This is a genomic window from Kribbella sp. ALI-6-A, assembly GCF_001984195.1.
Taxonomy (GTDB): Bacteria; Actinomycetota; Actinomycetes; order Propionibacteriales; family Kribbellaceae; genus Kribbella.
In genome coordinates, this window is record NZ_MTQN01000008.1 from 264,773 (window position 1) to 282,826 (window position 18,054).

Sequence of the window (18,054 nt, forward strand, 5' to 3'; positions counted from 1 at the left end):
CCGACGTGAGGGTTGAACGATGACCGGCCGAGCGGGTTTCGTGCGCCGGGACGGATGGGATCTCGCCGGGAAGCGTGCGCTGGTCACCGGGGCCGCCGGAGCCTTCGGCGCGGCGACGGTCGAGGCGTTGCGGGCGCGCGGCGCGACGGTGGTCGGACTCGATCTGCAGAAAAGCGACGACGTGATCGAGTGCGACCTGACCAAGCCGGAGCTGATCCCGGCGGCGGTCGAGGAGGCGATCGAGCGGCTCGGTGGGCTGGATCTGCTGGTCAGCAACGCGGGGATCGGCGTACCGGCGCTGGCGGGTGACGCTCCGGATGCGACCGCCCGCAAGGTGATCGAGGTCAATCTGTTCGCGGGATGGGGTGTCACGGCGGCCGCACTGCCGGCGTTGCGGGCGGCGAAGGGCCGGGTGATCTTCGTGTCCTCGGGACTCGCGTACGTGACGCTACCGCTGGCCGCGTCATACCTGGTCTCGAAGCGGGCGATCGACACCTACGCCGACGCGCTGCGGATCGAGAACGGGCGGCACCTGGACGTCAGCGTGATCTACCCGGGTTACGTGCCGACGCCGATTCACGACGCGTCGCTGGAGCGTGGCGTCGATCTCGGGATGTTCCTGCCGGCCGAGACCGTCGAGCAGGTCGTGTCGACGATCATGGCGGTCGCCGCGGCCCGCCGGCCGCCGCGCAACCGGGCCTCGACACGGACGACCGGCGTAGGCGTCGCGGTCGCGCGGCACCTGCCGTCGGTGGCGGACCGGATCGTGCGCCGGCGAACCAACCAGCGGCGGCGTGGGCTGGGCGAGCTGACCGATCGACTGGGGAAGATATGACGATGCAGGCGGAACGAACGGGCGTGGTCACTCCCGACGGGGTGCGGCTGCACGTCGAGACGGCCGGGTCGCCGGACGCGCCGGTGACCGTTGTGCTGGCGCACGGATGGACGTGCTCGACGCGGAGCTGGCATCACCAGCTGGCCGGGCTGCCCGCCGTACTGGGGCCGGACGGGGTGCGGGTCGTCGCCTACGACCACCGCGGGCACGGAAGGTCCGGACCGGCACCGGTGGGAACGACGCGGATCGAGCAGCTCGCGGACGACCTCGTGACGGTGCTCGACGAGATCGTGCCGTCGGGGCCGGTCGTGTACGCCGGGCACTCGATGGGCGGGATGACGCTGATGGCGCTGGCCGACCGGCGGCCGGAGCTGTTCGGGTCGCGGATCGCGGGGGCGGCGTTGGTCAGCACGTCGTCCGGGCAGACGACGTCCGGGGCCTTCGGGCTGCCCGCGCGCCTGGACGGCGCGGCGGCCGCGGTGGCGCCGCGGGCGATCAATCTCGCGGGCGCGCGGCTGGAGAAGCGAGAGCTGCGACGGAAGGTGGAACCTGATGTCGCGAAGGCCGAGCAGGACGCCGTACGGGTGTGGCGGCAGGTCGCCTCGACCCGGTTGCGGCGGCCGGCGTTGAGGCAGTTGGTCTTCGGCAAGAAGGCCGACCCGGCGGAGGTCGACATCCTGATGGCCGACCTGGACGCGCTGCCGGCCCGGTCGTTCAGCGGGTTCTTCGAGGCGATCACCCGGCACGATCTCGGTCACGCGCTCGCCGTCCTGGACTCCGTCCCGGTCGAGGTCATGCACGGCACTCGCGACCGCCTGCTCCCACCCCGGCACGCGAACCGCCTGGCCGATCAGATCCCGTCGGCCCGGCTGTGGATGTACCCGGGCGCCGGTCACATGCTCATGCAGGAACGCCCACGTGACGTCACTCACCGTCTGGCTTCTCTCGCCCGGAGAGCAGCAAGCCGCCCCTAGGGTGGACGGGTGCAGAACCTTCTCTCGGACGTCGTAGTCGTCGACCTGACCCGCGCGCTGGCCGGACCGCACGCCGCGATGATGCTGGGTGATCTCGGGGCCCGGGTGATCAAGGTCGAGACGCCGGCCGGTGGGGACGACAGTCGTGGGTGGGGACCGCCGTTCGTGGGCGGGGAGTCGACGTACTTCCTGTCGGCGAACCGGAACAAGGAGTCCGTGACGGCCGACCTCAAATCGGCCGAGGGCAAGGACTTCCTGACCCGGCTGGTCGGGAAGGCCGACGTGCTGATCGAGAACTTCCGGCCGGGCGTGCTGGACCGGCTCGGGTTCTCCGTCGAGCGGCTGCACGAGCTCAACCCGGGGCTGGTGATCCTGTCGATCACTGGGTTCGGGCACGACGGGCCGGAGGGCGGCCGCGCCGGGTACGACCAGATCGCGCAGGGCGAGGGCGGGCTGATGAGCATCACCGGCGCGACCGAACCGACCAAGACCGGGATGCCGATCGCCGACCTGCTGGCCGGCATGTACGGCGCGTACGGCGCTCTCGCGGCGTTGCACGAACGGTCGATCACCGGGCGCGGACGGGTGGTCCGGACGTCGTTGCTCGCGTCGGTGGTCGGCGTCCACGCCTTCCATGGCACGAAGTGGACCGTGGCCGGGCAGCTGCCGGAGCGGGTCGGCAACCACCACGCGCAGATCGCGCCGTACGGGATGTACCGGACGAAGGACGACAGCATCCAGGTCGCGGTCGGCAGCGAAGGGCAATGGCGTACGTTCGCGCCGATCGTGGGGCTCGACCCCGAGGACGAACGCTTCGCCGCGAACGCCGAGCGCGTCGCCCATCGCGACGCCCTGACGGCGGCGATCGAGACGGCCTTCGCGACCGAGCCGGCCGATGTGTGGTTGCAGCGGTTGGCCGAGGCCGGCATTCCGGCCGGGAAGGTCCGCGACTTCCAGCAGGTCTACGAGTGGGAACAGACGTTGTCGCAGGGGCTGCTGATCGACGTCGATCACCCGACGCTCGGCCGCATCCAGTTGCCCGGTCCGCCGCTGCGCTTCGACGACAACCCCTATGCCGGTTCCCGCGAGGCCAATCTCCCGCCGCCGCGGCTGGGCGAGCACAACGAGTCCGTGCGGGCCTGGCTCGACGAGGACTGAACCTCCCAGCGATACCCAGACCTCGCCCAGCGGCCCGCCGCGCCCTGACGGAGAGCGGCAGGCCGCGATGCTCCGCCCGGCAGCCTCCGGGCACGGCCGGCCGTCGCCGGCTGCTGCGCGTGCACGGCCCGTCGCGGCCAGGCCCGGACGCCCACCACTGACCAACCACCCGGCAGCCGCCGTCCACACGGCGTGTCGCGGCGTGTCGCGCCGATCTCGCGTGGTTGGTCAGTGCTGCACGTCCACCCTTTCCACCTGCCTCGAACAGGTGTCGTCCGGCCGGGCGGGCTTCTAGGGTCGAAAGGCGCTGTCGGGTATCGATTCCCGCCCCGGACGAAGCGAGGGGTTGACGGGCTGCCGAGCACGGGCATAGCGTCCGGGAAATCGATTACTCACCCGAGCGCGGAGGTGTCATGGCCGAGTCCGCCCTGGTCCGGATGTCGGGGATCGGCAAGCGGTACGGCGGGGTGCAGGCGTGCCACGAGGTCGAGTTCACGCTCGGCGCCGGCGAGGTGCACGCGTTGCTCGGCGAGAACGGCGCCGGCAAGAGCACGCTGATGAAGATCCTGTCCGGCGACGTCACCGACTACGACGGGCGGATCGAGATCGCCGGCGAGGCGGTCAGCTTCAACGGACCGACCGACGCCCAGGCCGCTGGGATCGCGATGATCCACCAGGAACTCGATCTGGTCCCCGCGCTCTCGGTCGCCGACAACATCTTCCTCGGTCGCGAGCTGCGTACGCCGTACCGGACCGTCGACCGCCGCCGGATGGATCGCGAGGCGCGCGCCCTGCTGGAGCGCAGCGGCGTGAACCTCGATCCGCGTCGACCGGTCGGCGAGCTGCGCGTCGGTGAGCAGCAACTCGTCACGATCGCGAAGGCGATCTCGCTCGACGCCCGGGTGCTGATCATGGACGAGCCGACCTCGGCGCTCACCACGTCGGAGGTCGAGCGGCTGTTCGCGGTGATTCGCGAGCTGCGCCGTTCGGGCGTCGGCATCGTCTACATCAGCCACCGGATGGAGGAGATCGCCCAGGTCGCCGACCGCGCGACCGTGCTGCGCAACGGGCAGATCGTCACCAGCTTCGACCCGCGCAAGCTGAGCACCGCCGAGGTGGTGGAGGCGATGGTCGGGCGTCCGGTGCAGACGATGTTCAGCACCCCGGACGCCCCGACCGGTGACGAGCTGCTGCGGGTCGAGGACCTGGTCGTCAAGCCTCGCCGCCCGCGCCCCGGCCGTCGCGATCCCGACGGCATCTCGCTGACCGTCCGCTCCGGCGAGATCGTCGGTCTGTGCGGCCTGCTCGGCGCCGGCCGGACCGAACTGCTCGAGACCCTGTACGGCGTGGCGCCCGGTGGCACGCGGTCCGGCCGGATCGTCCTGCAGGGCAAGGAGATCCGGCCGCGCGGACCCCGGCACGCGCTGGCGCAAGGGATCGGTCTCGTGCCCGAGGATCGCCGGGCCTCCGGGCTCGTGCTGTTCCACTCGATCCTGGCGAACACGGTGGTGTCGAGCCTCCCGGCGTACGGGCGGCTCGGGGTGATCGCGCGCCGGATGGAACGGGCCGCGTCGATCCGGATGGCCGATCGGCTGCGGCTGAAGTTCGGCCGGTTGCAGGACGACGTCGGGACGCTGTCGGGCGGCAACCAGCAGAAGGTGGTGTTCGGCAAGATGCTGCTGACCGAGCCGAAGCTGCTGCTGCTCGACGAGCCGACCCGAGGTGTCGACATCGGCGCGAAGGCGGAGATCTACCGCCTGCTGGGCGAACTGGCCGGCCAGGGGCTCGGGGTTCTGCTGGCGTCGTCGGAGCTGCCCGAGCTGATCGGGGTCTGCGACCGCGTCGTCGTACTCCGGGACGGGCGCGACGTCGCGTCGTTCCGGACCGCTGATTCCGGTGAAAGCGACTTGCTCGCCGCGGCGATGGGAGAGAGCGCAGTGTTCGAAGAGGTCGGAGGCCCGCAGTGACCGACGTACAAGACAAGCCCGCGGTGGCCCCGACGCCGGTCGAGAAGGCGTCCGGCGGTGTGGCCGCGACGCTGTTCCGGTTCCAGAGCGTGTTCGGGCTGCTCGCGGTCTTCGTTGCCGCGATCATCTTCTCGCCGCGGCGCGACGGGGAGATCCTGTTCCTCAGCGCGGACAACCTGGCCAACGTGGTGCGCGCGGTCTCCGAGATCGGCATCATCGCGGTCGGCATGACGTTCGTGATCCTGATCGGCGGCATCGACCTGTCGGTCGGCGCGGTGCTCGGCCTGGCCGCGGTCGGCTCGGCGGTGCTGATGGTGGAGAGCGACTGGGGCTTCCTGCCCTCGATCGTGGTGGTGCTCGCGATCGGCCTGGTCTTCGGCGCGCTGCAAGGCATGGCGACGGCGATGATCGGCATCCAGTCCTTCATTGTCACGCTGGCCGGGTTGCAGATCGCCAGAGGCCTGGCCCGGATCTGGTCCGACGGGCAGGGCGTCGCGATCGCGTACGGCGACGGGCCGAACGAGGCGCCGTCGACGTTCGCCCTGCTGGGCGAGCGGACCTTCGGGGGACTGGTCCCGATCCCGGTGCTGATCTTCGCCGTGGTGGCGATCGCCGCCGTGGTGTTCCTGCGGATCAGCGCGTTCTCCCGGCACCTGTACGCCGTCGGCGGCAACGAGAAGGCCGCGCGGCTGTCCGGCGTTCCGGTGATCCGGGTCAAGATCGCGGTGTTCGCGATCTGCGGGCTGCTCGCCGCGCTGGCCGGTGTCGTGCACGCCGTCCAGCTCAACCAGGGCAGCCCGAACGACGGCATCGGCTACGAGCTGGACGCGATCGCCGCGGTGGTGATCGGCGGGACCAGCCTGGCCGGCGGGCGCGGCTCGGTCGCCGGGACCGTGGCCGGCGCGCTGCTGCTCGGCGTACTGAACAACGTGCTTGCGCTCAACAACATCGACTCGAACATCCAGCTGCTGATCAAGGGCCTGGTGATCGTCGCGGCGGCCGCGCTGCAACGGCTCCGGCCCGCCTCGTGAGGAAGGTCCACCCCTGATGAAGATCCCCAAGTCGACCCTGGCCGTCGCGGCCGTCACCGCCCTGGCCCTCGCGGGCTGCGGCACGACCAGCGAGCGGACCTCCGACGAACCCCAGGCGCAGAGCTCGAAGGCGTGCAAAGGGGCCGATGGCAAGTACGTGATCGGGATGAGCCAGGCCAACGTGGCCGAGCCGTACCGGCAGCGGATGGACGACGACATCAAGGCGGCCGCCGCCGAGGTGCCGCAGTTCGAGGTGAAGTTCGCCGACGCGGCGCAGGACAACGCCAAGCAGGTCGCCGACGTGGAGAACTACATCACCCAGCAGATCGACCTGCTGATCATCAGCCCGAACGAGGCCAAGCCGCTGACCGCGGTGGTCAAGAAGGCCTACGACAAGGGCATTCCGGTGCTGGTGCTGGACCGCAAGGTCGAGGGGGACGCCTACACCGGCTTCATCGGCGGCGACAACGTGCAGATCGGCACCGAGGCGGGCAAGTACGTCGCCGAGAAGGTGCTGCCGAACGGCGGCAACGTCGTCGAGATCAAGGGTCTGGCCGGCGCCACCCCGCAGGCCGAGCGCAACCAGGGCTTCGCGGCCGGGATCAAGGCCAACCCGAAGGTCAAGGTGGTCGCGACCGCGAGCGGCGACTGGCTGCGGGAGAAGGGCCAGGCGCAGATGGACGCGCTGCTGAAGGCGAACCCGAAGATCGACGTGGTCTACGCGCACAACGACCCGATGGCCGAGGGCGCGTACCTGGCGGCGAAGGCGGTCGGGCGGGAGAAGGAGATGAAGTTCATCGGCATCGACGCGCTGCCGATCCCGTCCGGCGGCATCAAGGCGGTCGAGCAGGGCCGGCTGACCGCCACCTTCACCTATCCGACCAACGGCAAGGAAGCGATCGCCGCGGCCAAGAAGATCCTGGTCGACTGCGGCACGATCGAGAAGTCCCAGATCCTGCCGACCCGACTGATCGACAAGGCCAACGCCGCCCAGATCTACGCCCAGGAGAACCCGACGGGCTGATCTGTGGCCGTTGCGTCCGAAGAATCGCTGTGCGTCCGAAGAATCCGAGGCTGTAGCGCTCGGTCCTTCGGACGCATGCGGCTTCTTCGGACGCTCGGTGGCGGGTCAGCCGCGGTGGGAGCTGCCGCGTTCGATCAGGCGGGCGCCGAGGGTGGTGGTGGTCGGAGGCCGGCTGCCGTCCGCGATCCTTGCCAGCAGCAAACGAGCCGCGACCGTGCCGATCTCGTACGCCGGCTGCGCGACGACCGACAACGGGGGATCGACGAGCGCGGCCCAGGGAGCGTCGTCGAAGGCGACCAGCCCGACGTCCCGGCCGGGGCGGATCCCGCGCTCCTGCAGGGCTTGCAGTACGCCGACGGCCATCGCGGAGTTGGCCACCAGCAACGCGTCGGGCGGTTCCTCCTGGCTCAACACGTCGAGCGCCGCCTTGTGTGCCCCGGCCGCCTTGTACTCGGTACGCCGTACGAGCTTGGTGGAGCTTCGGTGCTTGGCCGCCTTGAGCGCGTCGCGATATCCGGCGAGCCGGTCGTCCGCCGTACGGACTCCTGACGGGCCGGTGATGCAGCCGATGCGTTGATAGCCCTGGGCGATGAGGTGCTCGGTCGCTTGGCGCGCAGCCAGCCGCGTGTCGACCAGGACGACGTCGCTGTCCTGCTGCGGCAACGGCCGGTCGACCGCGACGAACGCCGTACCGCGCGCGGCCAGCTTTTCCACCGACGACGTGGTCCCGGTCGGCGACAGGATCACGCCGGCGACGCGTTCCTGGATCGCGATGTCGATGTAGCGGTTTTCCTTGCCGGCGCTCTCGTCGGAGTTGCACAGGACAACGGAGTAGCCGACTTCGTGCGCAACGTCCTCGACGCCGCGCGCGATCGCGGTGAAGAACGGGTTCTCCACGTCGGAAATGATCAGCGCGACCACCGCGGCCTCCTGACGGCGCAGGTTCCGGGCCGGGCCGTTGGGCTGGTAGCCGAGCTGGTCGGCGGCCGTGCGGACCCGGGCGGCCAGCTCGGGATCGACCGTCGCCTTGCCGTTCAGCGCCCGCGACACGGTCGCCGTCGAGACGCCGGCCAGGGCCGCGACGTCGCTGATCGTGGCCATCGTTCCTCCCTTGCCGGCGTGATCGCTGGCCCGACTCTAGCCGCCGAGTAAAGGATTACCCAGCCGATCGCGGTGCACGCAACGTACGGAACCCCCGGCCGGTGGCACGACCATGAGAAGATCGCGGGCGTGACTGCCTTGCCGAGCGTTTCCTACTCCATCACCGTCCGGCTCGAGGTGCCCGCGGGCGGCTCGACGGTGAGCAAACTGACGACCGCCGTCGAGCAGGCCGGCGGCCTGGTGACCGCGCTCGACGTGACCGCCTCCGGCCACGAGCGGCTCCGGATCGACGTGACGTGCGCCGCCGCCGACACCGCGCACGCCGGCCGGCTGGTCGAGGCGATGCGCGCGGTGCCCGGCGTCGAGATCGGCCGGGTCTCCGACCGGACCTTCCTGATGCACCTCGGGGGCAAGATCTCGATGGAGGCCAAGCACCCGATCCGCAACCGTGACGACCTCTCGATGATCTACACCCCGGGCGTGGCCCGGGTCTGCCTGGCGATCGCCGAGAACCCCGACGACGCGCGCCGGCTGACGATCAAGCGCAACAGCGTCGCCGTCGTCACCGACGGGTCCGCCGTCCTGGGCCTGGGCAACATCGGCCCGAAGGCCGCGCTGCCGGTGATGGAGGGCAAGGCCGCGCTGTTCAAGCGGTTCGCCGGGATCGACGCCTGGCCGCTGTGCCTGGACACCCAGGACCCCGACGAGATCGTCAGCATCGTCAAGGCGATCGCGCCGGGCTTCGCCGGGATCAACCTGGAGGACATCTCCGCGCCGCGCTGCTTCGAGATCGAGGCCAAGCTGCGCGAGCAGCTCGACATCCCGGTCTTCCACGACGACCAGCACGGTACGGCGATCGTCGTGGTGGCCGCGCTCTACAACGCGCTGCGCGTGGTCGGCAAGGACATCAGCGAGGTGCGCGTCGTACTGTCCGGCGCGGGCGCGGCCGGTACGGCGATCCTCAAGCTGCTGCTGGCCGCCGGGGTCAAGGACACCTGCGTCGCCGACATCGGCGGTGTCATCCACACCGAGCGCGAGGGGTTGTCACCGGACCTGCGCTGGATCGCGGAGAACACCAACGCCGCGCAGTACAGCGGAGACCTCAAGGGCGCGCTGGCCGGCGCCGACGTGTTCATCGGGGTGTCGGCGCCGAACATCCTGAACGGCGACGACATCGCCACCATGAACGACGACTCGATCGTGTTCGCGCTGGCCAACCCCGACCCCGAGGTCGACCCGGCGGCGGCCGGCGAGCACGCCGCGGTGGTCGCGACCGGGCGCAGCGACTTCCCGAACCAGATCAACAACGTGCTGGTCTTTCCCGGCGTCTTCCGCGGTCTGCTCGACGCGCAGTCGTCGAAGGTGTCACTCGAGATGGAGCTGGCCGCCGCGAAGGCGCTGGCCGGTGTGGTCACCGACGACGAGCTGAACGCCAGCTACATCGTCCCGAGCGTGTTCCACCCGGAGGTGCACACGATGGTGGCGCATGCCGTACGGGATGCCGCTGGGGGCAAGGCGCCGGCGGCCGAGGTGTTCCCGGACGACGCTCCGTCGCTCGCGTAGTGCTCGGTTCGGCGCTTCGCTCCGGCTTCTCGGCGGCTTCGTGGTCGGCGTGAGCAGCCGGGTCTGGGCCTGGCGGGCCGGCTTCGTGCTGGCCTGCCTGGTTCAGCTGTACGGGCTGTACTCACCGCGGCAGGCCGGGCCGGACACGGGCATCCCGTACACCGACAAGGTCGGGCACTTTCTGATCTTCGCCGCGGTCGCCTACCTGGGGCTGCGGGTCGGCGTACCGGTGCGGTGGTTGCTGGCGGCGCTGGTCGTGCAGGCGATCGGCAGCGAGTTCATCCAGCACTACCTGCTGCCACACCGTAGCGGTGACCCGTTCGATGCGGTGGCCGATCTGCTCGGCGTCGCGGCCGGGACTTGGCTCGGGTTTCGCCCGGCGCGCAGCGCAAAGGGTGCCCGGCACGACATGATGGGTTCATGACGGCCTCGACCCTGACCGGATCGTTGCTCGTGGCGACCCCGTTGCTCGACGAGCCGCCCTTCCGGCGTTCGGTGATCCTGCTGCTGGACCACGACGACGACGGCGCGCTCGGCGTGGTGGTCAACCGAGCCGCCGATCTCGAGGTCGACCAGGTGCTGCCGGACTGGTCCACCACGGTGAACGAGCCCGGCGTGCTGTTCATGGGCGGCCCGGTCGGCACCGACAGCGCGCTCGCGGTCGCCGAGGTGATCGAGTCCGCCGACCCGCCCGGCTGGCGGGAGTGCTTCGGCCGGATCGGGCTGATCGACCTCGACGTCCCGCCGGCGCTGCTCGAGGGCGCGATCCAGCGGATGCGGATCTTCGCCGGCTACGCGGGCTGGTCGGGCGGACAGCTCGAGGGCGAGATCACCGAGGGCGCCTGGTACGTCGTACCGTCGGAGCCCGACGACGTGTTCAGCCTGCGCCCCGAGGGCCTGTGGCGGCGCGTGCTGCGCCGCCAGAACGACCAGATGGCCTATCTGGCGACGTACCCGGACGACCCGACGCAGAACTGACCGGACGACGAGCTTCGCGGTCCCGGTGTCGCCGGTTCCGGCCGGTCCCCGCGGGGACCGGCCGTGACGTGAGCGACTACTCCTTGTCGCCGTCGTCGTCGCCGGGGTTGAGCGACTCCCAGATCTCCTTGCACTCCGGGCAGACCGGAAACTTCTGCGGGTCGCGGCTGGGCACCCACACCTTGCCGCACAGCGCGACCACCGGCGTACCCATCACCATGGCCTCGGTCAGCTTGTCCTTCGGCACGTAGTGCGAGAACCGCTCGTGGTCACCGTTGTCCAGCGACGGCTGGGTGCGCTCGTCGACAACGGTCTCGGCACCCGGGCTCAACTGAGTACTCATGGCACCGAGTGTAGGCCGATCGTTCGACCGGCCGCCGCATGTTCTCCACAGCGATTGCCCTGTGGACAACCCTCGGAGCCGGGGCAGATCGCGGCATGTTCTTGGTGTGACCCAATCAGAGGAGGCACGATGTCCATTGTGGAGTACATCGCACCAACCGAGCCGGCTGTCCCCTGGCGGCCGAGCACTCCGCTCACCCGAGCCGATCTCGCCCGGATGCCGGACGACGGCCATCGTTACGAACTCATCGACGGGATTCTGCTGGTGAGTCCGGCGCCGACCCGTCTTCATCAGCGGGTGGTCGCGGCGCTGTACCGGCAGTTGTTCGCCGGCTGCCCGCCCGAGCTCGAGGTACTGTTCGCGCCGCTCGACGTGATCATCTCCGAGGACACCGTCCTGCAGCCCGACCTTCTCGTCGCTCGGCGCGAGGACTTCACCGAACGTGAGCTGCCGAAGGCGCCGCTGCTGGCTGTCGAAGTGTTGTCGCCGAGCAGCCGGCGAATCGACCTGATGCTCAAGCACTCCCGGCTCGAGGCAGCCGGCTGCCCGTCCTACTGGGTGGTCGACCCCGACACGCCGACCCTGATCGCCTGGGAGATGCAGGACGGGGCATATGCGCAGGTCGCGAAGGTCTCCGGCGACGAGGTGGCGCGGCTGACGAGCCCCTACGACGTCGAGGTGGTGCCCGCCGATCTGATTGTCTGAGCGTTCTCGGGTAACGTTCCTGCACGGCCGACAGTCGAGTATCGGGGGAGTATGCCGTCCGTGGATTCGCACGTGCCAGCACCACCAGCCGTGCTTCCTCCGGCCTACCCGGACCGCGCAGCCTGGGGCACCGCCAACAAGCTGCGCGCCTGGCAGGCGGAAGCGCTCCAGCTCTACATGGACAAGCAGCCGAAGGACTTCCTCGCGGTCGCGACGCCGGGCGCCGGCAAGACGACGTTCGCGCTGACGGTCGCCGCCGAGCTGCTGCACCGGCGGGTGATCGACCGGGTCACCGTGGTGACGCCGACCGAGCACCTGAAGATCCAGTGGGCCGAGGCGGCCGACCGGGCCGGGATCGCGATCGACCCGGCGTTCGCCGGCGGCAAGGGCCGGACCAACAAGGACTTCCAGGGCGTCGCGGTGACGTACGCCGGGGTCGCGGTGAACCCGCTGGCCTTCCGGGTCCGGACCGAGCGGTTCCGCACGCTGGTGATCCTCGACGAGGTGCACCACGGCGGTGACGCCCTGAGCTGGGGCGACGGGGTCAAGGAGGCGTTCGAGCCCGCCACCCGGCGGCTCGCCCTGACCGGGACGCCGTTCCGCAGCGACGACAACCCGATCCCTTTCGTCACCTACGAGTACGGTCACGACGGCGCGGCCCGGAGCAAGGCCGACTACACCTACGGGTACGGTCACGCCCTGCGCGACCACGTGGTCCGCCCGGTGATCTTCATGTCGTACTCCGGCGAGATGCGTTGGCGGACCAAGGCCGGTGACGAGGTCGCGGCGCGGCTGGGTGAGCCGCTGACCAAGGACCTCACCGCGCAGGCGCTGCGGACCGCGCTCGACCCGGCCGGCGAGTGGATGCCCGCCGTACTGGCCGCGGCGGACAAGCGCCTGACCGAGGTCCGGCGGCACATGCCGGACGCGGGTGGCCTGGTGATCTCCGGCGACCAGAACACGGCCCGCGCGTACGCGAAGGTCCTGCGCGAGCTGACCGGCGAGGCGCCGACCGTCGTGCTGTCAGACGAGAAGGCGGCGAGCAAGAAGATCGCGAAGTTCTCCGCCGACGACTCGCGCTGGATGGTCGCGGTCCGGATGGTCAGCGAGGGCGTCGACGTGCCGCGGCTGGCGGTCGGCGTGTACGCGACGCCGACCTCGACGCCGCTGTTCTTCGCCCAGGCGGTCGGCCGGTTCGTCCGGGCCCGCAAGCGCGGCGAGACCGCGTCGGTGTTCGTCCCGTCGGTCACCCGCCTGCTCGGCTTCGCCGCCGAGATGGAGGTCGAGCGCGACCACGTGCTCGGCCGCAAGAACAGCAACGACGACGGCGACATCTTCGCCCTCGAGGACGACCTGATCAAACAGGCCAACCAGGCCGAGGGCGCCAGCGACGACCTGGACGCGAAGTTCGAGGCGCTGGGCTCCGATGCCAGCTTCGACCGCGTCGTCTTCGACGGCGGCGACTACGGCACCGGCGGCGATCTGGCCTCCGACGAGGAACTCGACTTCCTCGGCCTCCCCGGCCTGCTGGAGCCAGACCAGGTCCGCGAGCTCCTCCGCAAACGTCAGGCAAAGTCGATCGCCCAGCAAAAGCGCAGCCAACGAGCCCCCGACGCAGACAACGCGACGACGGACCCGACTCCGACGGAGCTCGCCACGCACGAACAGGTCGCTCTGCTCCGCCGAGAACTCAACGGCCTGGTCGCCGCCTGGCACCACCGCACCGGCCAGCCCCACGGCGTGATCCACAACGACCTCCGCAGGAAGCTGGGCGGTCCGGCCGCGGCGCACGCGTCGTCGACCCAGCTGAGGGAACGGATAGAGCTGATCCGTGACTGGGCAGCTCAACGGCGGGCCTGAGCTGCGCCAAGGTGATCCGGCTGCACGCGGCTGAGTCGGGCAGTTGGCCGGGACCTGAGCCGGATTCGGTGTGCTCGGTGCCCGGCGCGCAACCAGCGACCCAGGCTGATCGCCCGACCTGAGCCCAAGCCGGTCAGCCAACCGGCAACCTCAGCCACAGCCCTTGACCGGCGACACTATCGAGCACGCGGTCCCACACCCAGCCAGCGGTGACGCGTGCTGACTTCTTGCCAACAGACGGCCTGTACCTGGCATGCCACGGAGGTAGCAAGAAGTTCACAGGTGGCACCTACGTGCACCAGCGCGCCTACCCGCGGCCGGCGCCGCGAGGCCTGACCCACGCGAGCATGCCCACCCAACGCCAACCCAAGCCGGTCAGCCGACCGACAGCCTCAGCCCGAACGGGTGAGCCGACCGGCAACCTCAGCCGCAGTGCCGCTCAGCCGACCAGCAACCTCAGCCCACCCGGGTCGATCCCCCCGTCACCCGACCATCCGTCGTACCGACGCCGACGGCCCTCGTACCAAATCCTCCATCCAACAAACTCACGCAAACGCAGCCTGAAACCGCCGACGAAGACCTCCCCGATCCACTACCCGACCAGCCAACACCACACCCCCGATCCGCCGAGTATTGGCGATATCGCCGACCGGATCCGCATCCAGGATCAAAAGGTCCGCCCGCCGACCCGGCTCAAGAACGCCTCGATCCGAAAGCCCCAGCAGCACCGACGACCGCCGCGTAGCAAACTCGATCGCCGCCAGCGGACTCAACCCCGCGTCAACCAGCGCCTCCAGCTCCCGATGCTCAGCCAACCCAGGAAGCTGCGCGAAAACCCCGGTGTCAGCGGAATAAACCAGCCGAACCCCAGCCTCATGCAGAATCCCGAAGTTCTCCCGTAAACGCCGATAGGTCTCACCCGTATCGAACAGCGGCTCCAGCGCCCGAGCCTCCATCCGCGTGCGCAAGTCATCGATATCCACCTGAGACAACGTCTCCCCAACCAGCGGATCGTCCAACCAGTCGACATGCGTCGGCCCCTGCACCGTCATCGACGTGAAGACCGCGACATCCCGCTCGAGCAACCTATCGATCAGCTCCCGGTCAGGCGCCGGGTAACGAGGCATGTGCGCAAGAATGTCCGCCCCCGCGTCCAGCGCGACCTTGGCGTCCTCGACCGAGTAGATGTGCGCGGCCGCGAGCAGCCCGTGCCGATGCGCCTCGTCGACGATCGCGTGACTCGCTTCGGGCGACAGCTTCGCCGACTTTCCACCCCGATCGTCGATCCAGAACTTCACCGCATCGACCCGCTGAGCAGCCAGCGTACGGACGAACGCCCGAGCGTCCTCGGCGTCCACGGCCTGACGCACAGCGTCGACAGCAAAGAACGGCGCCCCGCTAGGAAGCCCATCGGACGGCGCCGCCACGATGCCCGCACCGGCTGTGAACAGAGTCGCCAGATCCGGGTCGTCCAAGGTGCCCGACCGCTGCTCGTCCCGTACGGCGATCTCGGTGCCGTGCAGGTCGGTGCCGAGCGACTGGAACGTGCTGACGCCGTGGTAAACGAACCGGCGCAGATGGTCGAGAACGTTCTCGCGCGAGTAGTGGGCGGGATCGCACACGGTTCCTCGCATGTAGCCGATGTGCCCGTGCGGGTTCACCAGCGCCGGCATGATCGTCCGGCCGGTGCAGTCGATCTCCCGCGCGCCTTCGGGGACAGCGGCCCCCGCCGGCGCAACGCTGCTGATGACGCCGTCCTGCACGACAACGACGGCGTTGTCGATCACGGTGCTGCCATCGCCGACGATCACCTTTGCGCCGGTGAAGACGGTCGTTCCCGCACCGGAGATGGTCGGCTGAATCTGGTTACTCATGAGTGGTCTCGTCTCTGTCGACGGGCGGGATCAGCTACTGGTAGCGAGCGGCGCGACGTTCGTACGCCGTGTAGTCCATCGCGGACTCGAACTCCTGCTGGCCGAGGATCAGGTCGCCGAGTTCCGCGACTTCCGCCCCGGACGCCAACCCGTCGAGCGTCCCCATCACGGCCTTCGCTGCGGCGCCGATCAGGCTGTACCAGAGCAGCAGCACGTCCGCGCCGGCGTCGGCGTACTCGGCCAGCGTGCTGCCCGGTCGATCCTTGCCCGGGGCATCGAACAGGTCCGCGGCAACCATCACGGGCGCCTCGATGGCGGCCCGGATCTCCTTGAGCTTGGCCGCCGGTACGGCGGGCGCGAACACCACGTCGGCGCCCGCGGCGACGTAGCTGCGCAGACGGCTGAGGGTGTCGTCGAGGTCGCCGTACACCCATGCGGCGTCGGTTCTGGCGATGATCATGAAGGACGGGTCGGTGCGGGCGTCGAGGGCGGCCCGGATGCGGGTGACCATCCGGTCGGGGCTCAGCAGGCCGGCCGGGCGGGAGGTGTGCTTGCCGCCGAGGTTGTCCTCGATGTGAAGACCGACCGCGCCCGCGGACTCGAAGGCCTGCACGGTGCGCCAGATGTTCGAGGGCTCGTAGAAGCCGTTCTCGCCGTCGACCAGGACGGGCAGGCTGGTCGCGTCGACGATTCGGCGGATTGCGTCGACCAGCTCGGTCAGCGTGACCAGGCCGACGTCCGGCTGGCCGAAGGTGCTGGCGGCGGCCGCGAAGCTACCGAGGTACGTCGCACGGAAGCCGGCACGTTCGACCAGGCGGGCGCTGAACGCGTCGTAGGCGCCGGGGAGTACGAGTGGCTCGGCGGAGTTGACCAGTTCGGCGAAGGTGGTCCGCCGTTGCGTGGGATTCGAGGGCATGGGGAGACTCCCTGGCTAGGTTTCGCAACGAAAGCTAGCAGGGCTGAATCTCATTCGGCAAGTCAGCTGACCAGCCTGCGGCGGGCGCGCATGGAGCAGATGAGGGGCCTGCGGTCCCCGGACTCGAAGACCTGGCAGGGGAGGCAGCGGCGAGATGTCGGACGTGATGGCCTGGTGTCGGGGGAGCGGCGCGGCGCCGGACAGATGATCCGGCGCCGAAGGGTGGCGGCGCTCGGGTGCCGCCAAAGCCGGGACGCCGCGTCGAGCTAGGCGACGTCGTCGAGTCGGCGGTCCTCGGTGCGTACCGCGGTCAGGTGGCTGCCGGGGACTTCCTTGCCGTCCGGGGTGACGAAGGCCAGTTGGGCGACAGTCCCGGAGTCGTCCAGGGTGAACCGCGGGGACGTGCCGTCGGGGTGTGGCCGGTAGGTCCGGCCCCAGGTTGCCAGTGCGCCGATGACCAGGCTGAGCGCGCGCCCGGCCTCCGTGAGCACGTATTCGTCACGCGCTCGCTCGCCCGGCTCCTGGTAAGTACGGCGTTCCATCAGACCTTCCTCGACCAGCAGCGCCAGCCGCTTGGCCAGGCTGTTCGACGCGATGCCCAGCGCGTCGCGAAACTCCTGGTACCGCGTCGCCCCGGCGATCATCGCCTCGCGCACGATCATCAACGTCCACGCGTCGCCGACCACCTCGAGGCTGCGTGCGATCGAGCAGGTGGAGTCCTTGCCGAGCGTCTTGGTCATGCGTCCAGCGTACCGCTGGGTTGCAGAACGAAAGGGAGGGTGCGGCTCAGGATGGCGGGAAGAGGGTCTGGGTGCCGATCACCTCGAGCAGACGCAGCGCCTGATCGGACGGGGAGTTGTGTTCGGTGGTGTAGAGCACCACGCGCTGGTCGTGCTCGGGGATGACCATGACCTCGCAGATCACGTCGATCCGGCCGACGAGCGGGTGGTTGAACGTCTGGCACATGCTCTGCTGCGTGCCGACCTCGTGCAGCGCCCAGATCCGGGCGAACTCCTCGCTGCCGGTGCGCAGATCGTTGACGAGCGTCCTGATCGACTTGTCGTTGGGATACTTGCCGGTCGCGGCGCGGAGGTCGGCGGCGGCTTCGCGCGCGAACGCCGCGGTGGCCTCTTCGCCGAAGAGTTCGCTCTGCGTGCTGCCGCTGAGGAACCGCAGGCGCAGCAGATTGCGGTCGCGGGGAGGCAGTGCGGAGAAGTCGGTGATCAGGGCTGCGGCGATCGCGTTCCACGCCAGTACGTCGTACTTGGCGTCGAGGACCAGGCCGGGCACGTCGAGGCGAGCGAGCATCCGCCGTACGCCCCTGCGTACGTCGGTGGGCGGCCCTGGAGGCGGTCCGGGCTGCTCGCCGGCGAGGCGGAAGAGGTGGTCGCGCTCGGCGGTGGAGAGCTGCAGGGCGCGGGCCAGGCCGGTCAGCACCGGGCGTGACGGACGAGGGCCGCGAGCCTGTTCCAGACGGGTGTAGTAGTCGGTCGACATCGTGGCCAGCGACGCGACCTCCTCGCGACGCAGACCCGGCGTCCGGCGACGGAGGCCCGCGGGCAGGCCGGCGTCCTCAGGACGCAGTCGTTCCCGGCGGATGCGAAGGAAGTCTGCCAGCTGTGCCCTGTCCACGAATCCAGGATCGCAGCTCGCCAGACCCCCAACCAGGGACGCTCGATCCCTGGATCGACCGACTCTGCCAGCGGCGGACATCGCCGCCGAAGG

At 69.8% G+C, this 18,054-nt stretch carries 17 protein-coding genes; 11 read left to right on the forward strand and 6 right to left on the reverse strand.

Annotated elements, in window-relative coordinates:
• Positions 1 to 19: 19 nt before the first annotated feature.
• From BWI15_RS07215 to BWI15_RS07240, 6 genes are all read left to right on the forward strand, one after another.
• The gene (locus tag BWI15_RS07215; protein ID WP_077013519.1) at positions 20 to 835 is read left to right on the forward strand and encodes an SDR family NAD(P)-dependent oxidoreductase; all 816 of its coding nucleotides are present in this window, start codon (positions 20 to 22) and stop codon (positions 833 to 835) included.
• A 2-nt stretch (positions 836 to 837) separates the two neighbouring features.
• Positions 838 to 1,809, forward strand: coding sequence for an alpha/beta fold hydrolase (locus BWI15_RS07220; RefSeq protein WP_077013843.1), 972 nt, complete (start codon positions 838 to 840; stop codon positions 1,807 to 1,809).
• 9 nt (positions 1,810 to 1,818) lie between these two features.
• Positions 1,819 to 2,967, forward strand: a complete 1,149-nt coding sequence (locus BWI15_RS07225) for a CaiB/BaiF CoA transferase family protein (RefSeq protein WP_077013520.1) — start codon at positions 1,819 to 1,821, stop codon at positions 2,965 to 2,967.
• 413 nt (positions 2,968 to 3,380) lie between these two features.
• Entirely contained in the window at positions 3,381 to 4,934 is a 1,554-nt protein-coding gene (locus BWI15_RS07230; RefSeq protein WP_077013521.1) for a sugar ABC transporter ATP-binding protein, read from the forward strand.
• Positions 4,931 to 5,965, forward strand: a complete 1,035-nt coding sequence (locus tag BWI15_RS07235) for an ABC transporter permease (protein WP_143465435.1) — start codon at positions 4,931 to 4,933, stop codon at positions 5,963 to 5,965. Before BWI15_RS07230 ends, BWI15_RS07235 begins: the two co-directional genes overlap by 4 nt.
• Before the next feature lie 16 nt (positions 5,966 to 5,981).
• Entirely contained in the window at positions 5,982 to 6,989 is a 1,008-nt protein-coding gene (locus BWI15_RS07240) for a substrate-binding domain-containing protein (RefSeq protein WP_193432142.1), read from the forward strand.
• 105 nt (positions 6,990 to 7,094) lie between these two features.
• Here the strand turns inward: BWI15_RS07240 and BWI15_RS07245 are convergent, their stop codons facing one another.
• A complete protein-coding gene (locus tag BWI15_RS07245; RefSeq protein WP_077013523.1) occupies positions 7,095 to 8,090 on the reverse strand; it encodes a LacI family DNA-binding transcriptional regulator in 996 nt (331 codons plus the stop codon).
• Positions 8,091 to 8,219: 129 nt separating this feature from the next.
• Here BWI15_RS07245 and BWI15_RS07250 point away from each other — a divergent pair, with 129 nt between their 5' ends.
• The 3 genes from BWI15_RS07250 to BWI15_RS07260 are packed head-to-tail and all read left to right on the forward strand — an operon-like array spanning position 8,220 to position 10,631.
• The gene (locus BWI15_RS07250) at positions 8,220 to 9,653 is read left to right on the forward strand and encodes an NAD-dependent malic enzyme (RefSeq protein WP_077013845.1); all 1,434 of its coding nucleotides are present in this window, start codon (positions 8,220 to 8,222) and stop codon (positions 9,651 to 9,653) included.
• 49 nt (positions 9,654 to 9,702) lie between these two features.
• Positions 9,703 to 10,077 carry a VanZ family protein gene (locus BWI15_RS07255; RefSeq protein ID WP_237771180.1) on the forward strand — a complete coding sequence of 125 codons (375 nt, stop codon included), beginning with the start codon at positions 9,703 to 9,705 and terminating at the stop codon, positions 10,075 to 10,077.
• Positions 10,074 to 10,631: a YqgE/AlgH family protein gene (locus BWI15_RS07260; protein WP_077013525.1), complete on the forward strand. Its 558-nt coding sequence runs from the start codon at positions 10,074 to 10,076 to the stop codon at positions 10,629 to 10,631. Before BWI15_RS07255 ends, BWI15_RS07260 begins: the two co-directional genes overlap by 4 nt.
• Positions 10,632 to 10,707: 76 nt before the next feature.
• Here BWI15_RS07260 and BWI15_RS07265 read toward each other — a convergent pair whose 3' ends face one another.
• Positions 10,708 to 10,974 (reverse strand): DUF3039 domain-containing protein, encoded by a 267-nt coding sequence (locus BWI15_RS07265; RefSeq protein WP_077013526.1) that lies wholly within the window; start codon positions 10,972 to 10,974, stop codon positions 10,708 to 10,710.
• Positions 10,975 to 11,103: 129 nt separating this feature from the next.
• Between BWI15_RS07265 and BWI15_RS07270 the strand changes: the two genes are divergently transcribed.
• Positions 11,104 to 11,679 (forward strand): Uma2 family endonuclease, encoded by a 576-nt coding sequence (locus tag BWI15_RS07270; protein WP_077013527.1) that lies wholly within the window; start codon positions 11,104 to 11,106, stop codon positions 11,677 to 11,679.
• A gap of 51 nt (positions 11,680 to 11,730) precedes the next feature.
• Complete coding sequence (locus BWI15_RS07275) at positions 11,731 to 13,539, forward strand: DEAD/DEAH box helicase (protein WP_077013528.1); 1,809 nt, start codon at positions 11,731 to 11,733, stop codon at positions 13,537 to 13,539.
• Positions 13,540 to 14,084: 545 nt separating this feature from the next.
• On the opposite strand, the gene BWI15_RS07280 is transcribed toward BWI15_RS07275, so the two are convergent.
• From BWI15_RS07280 to BWI15_RS07300, 4 genes are all read right to left on the reverse strand, one after another.
• Positions 14,085 to 15,413: an amidohydrolase family protein gene (locus BWI15_RS07280; protein WP_077013529.1), complete on the reverse strand. Its 1,329-nt coding sequence runs from the start codon at positions 15,411 to 15,413 to the stop codon at positions 14,085 to 14,087.
• A 34-nt stretch (positions 15,414 to 15,447) separates the two neighbouring features.
• Positions 15,448 to 16,329: an isocitrate lyase/PEP mutase family protein gene (locus BWI15_RS07285; RefSeq protein ID WP_077013530.1), complete on the reverse strand. Its 882-nt coding sequence runs from the start codon at positions 16,327 to 16,329 to the stop codon at positions 15,448 to 15,450.
• A 266-nt stretch (positions 16,330 to 16,595) separates the two neighbouring features.
• Complete coding sequence (locus BWI15_RS07295; RefSeq protein WP_077013532.1) at positions 16,596 to 17,069, reverse strand: winged helix-turn-helix transcriptional regulator; 474 nt, start codon at positions 17,067 to 17,069, stop codon at positions 16,596 to 16,598.
• Between the two features lie 46 nt (positions 17,070 to 17,115).
• Positions 17,116 to 17,961: a helix-turn-helix transcriptional regulator gene (locus BWI15_RS07300; protein ID WP_077013533.1), complete on the reverse strand. Its 846-nt coding sequence runs from the start codon at positions 17,959 to 17,961 to the stop codon at positions 17,116 to 17,118.
• Between the last annotated feature and the right edge of the window lie 93 nt (positions 17,962 to 18,054).

Bases quoted from the DNA above. Each gene is read 5' to 3' on its own strand.
- BWI15_RS07215 (WP_077013519.1), top strand. From the start codon at position 20: ATGACCGGCCGAGCGGGTTTCGTGCGCCGGGACGGATGGGATCTCGCC.
- BWI15_RS07220 (WP_077013843.1), top strand. From the start codon at position 838: ATGCAGGCGGAACGAACGGGCGTGGTCACTCCCGACGGGGTGCGGCTG.
- BWI15_RS07230 (WP_077013521.1), top strand. From the start codon at position 3,381: ATGGCCGAGTCCGCCCTGGTCCGGATGTCGGGGATCGGCAAGCGGTAC.
- BWI15_RS07240 (WP_193432142.1), top strand. From the start codon at position 5,982: ATGAAGATCCCCAAGTCGACCCTGGCCGTCGCGGCCGTCACCGCCCTG.
- BWI15_RS07245 (WP_077013523.1), bottom strand. From the start codon at position 8,090: ATGGCCACGATCAGCGACGTCGCGGCCCTGGCCGGCGTCTCGACGGCG.
- BWI15_RS07260 (WP_077013525.1), top strand. From the start codon at position 10,074: ATGACGGCCTCGACCCTGACCGGATCGTTGCTCGTGGCGACCCCGTTG.
- BWI15_RS07265 (WP_077013526.1), bottom strand. From the start codon at position 10,974: ATGAGTACTCAGTTGAGCCCGGGTGCCGAGACCGTTGTCGACGAGCGC.
- BWI15_RS07270 (WP_077013527.1), top strand. From the start codon at position 11,104: ATGTCCATTGTGGAGTACATCGCACCAACCGAGCCGGCTGTCCCCTGG.
- BWI15_RS07275 (WP_077013528.1), top strand. From the start codon at position 11,731: ATGCCGTCCGTGGATTCGCACGTGCCAGCACCACCAGCCGTGCTTCCT.
- BWI15_RS07280 (WP_077013529.1), bottom strand. From the start codon at position 15,413: ATGAGTAACCAGATTCAGCCGACCATCTCCGGTGCGGGAACGACCGTC.
- BWI15_RS07285 (WP_077013530.1), bottom strand. From the start codon at position 16,329: ATGCCCTCGAATCCCACGCAACGGCGGACCACCTTCGCCGAACTGGTC.
- BWI15_RS07295 (WP_077013532.1), bottom strand. From the start codon at position 17,069: ATGACCAAGACGCTCGGCAAGGACTCCACCTGCTCGATCGCACGCAGC.